Genomic DNA, 1,150 nt, shown 5'->3' on the forward strand with positions numbered 1-1,150 from the left:
GTCCCGGATCTGCCGGATCGAGCGAGATACGTGTCCTGTTCATCTTCGATCCGGCGCGACGGGCGGTGCTCCTCGTCGGTGGCGACAAGTCCGGCGATTGGAGCGGCTGGTATGTCCGAAACATCAAACTCGCCGACGACCGGTATGACGGCTGGCTGCGTGGTGACTATGACCGCTGAGGCAACGGGAGGCCTGGCCGTGACAAGCACCTGGAACGAGACTCGGGCCAAGCGACCTCCTCGCGAGGACAGGGTCGCGGAGCACCGCGCCCAGATCGACGCCGAGGTACGCGCCTACCGGCTGCGGGAGATCCGCGAGGAGCAGGGTCTCACCCAAGTCGAACTCGCGGAGCGGATGCATGTCAAGCAGCCGTCCGTGTCCGATCTTGAGCGTGGCGCGCTGGATCGCGCCGGGCTGTCGACCATCCGGGCCTATGTGGAGGCACTCGGCGGAAAAATCGAGATTATCGCCGACTTCGGTGACCGACGAGTCGTCCTCAGCTGAGTCGGTGCCGGACGATGAGCCAGTACGCCTACGACCCCGACCGGCGTGCGGTCGTCGTCTCCTGAGCCACCGGAACCGGCGACCTGGCCGCAACCGTCGCCACGCTGCCCACGGCAACCGCCGGCAGCGACGCCCTGCGACTGGCCGAACAACTGACCTTTCTCGCCGCCGCGGCCTAGCGCACCTACGCCCACCCGGCCAGCGCCACGGTGAGTTTTTCCAACGCTGTACGTGTGTTCCGGCAGTCGGATTTCCGACATCCAACATGCCGTAAGCCTGCGCCCTCAAGGCAGTTACCAGCGGGCTTCCCCGAAAGGCGCGTCAGCCCGACCTTCAGGTGGCCGTACGTAACCGTCTGGAGCCGCTATTCTTTGATGAAAACTCAGGCTGGCCGGGGGCGCCCGCGAATGCGTTGTTTCCTGAGCTTGTTCGCTCCCGACCTGCGCCGTACCGCAACCGTGAAAAATTCAATGAGCGGACCGGAGGGTAGGGTGCAGATGACCCGACGCCAGCGGCGGAGAACGCTTCGAGCCGGCTCTGGCGTCGGGGCCGTTCTTGCCGGGCTGCTCGCGTCGTTCGGGCTGTGGTTCGCGGTGCCGGCCTACATCGCCGTTGTACTGGGTATAAGACTGTTCGCCTGGCCCAC

The 1,150-nt window shown here is 65.6% G+C and carries 2 protein-coding genes; both read left to right on the forward strand.

Features of this window, described 5'->3' with window-relative positions:
* Positions 1 to 26: 26 nt before the first annotated feature.
* The gene (locus U9980_RS27860; protein WP_322770651.1) at positions 27 to 179 is read left to right on the forward strand and encodes a type II toxin-antitoxin system RelE/ParE family toxin; all 153 of its coding nucleotides are present in this window, start codon (positions 27 to 29) and stop codon (positions 177 to 179) included.
* Positions 180 to 198: 19 nt separating this feature from the next.
* Positions 199 to 504 carry a helix-turn-helix domain-containing protein gene (locus U9980_RS27865; protein WP_322751473.1) on the forward strand — a complete coding sequence of 102 codons (306 nt, stop codon included), beginning with the start codon at positions 199 to 201 and terminating at the stop codon, positions 502 to 504.
* Positions 505 to 1,150: the final 646 nt, after the last annotated feature.

The organism is Protofrankia sp. Cr1 (assembly GCF_963555865.1).
In the GTDB taxonomy this organism is placed as follows: Bacteria; Actinomycetota; Actinomycetes; order Frankiales; family Frankiaceae; genus Protofrankia.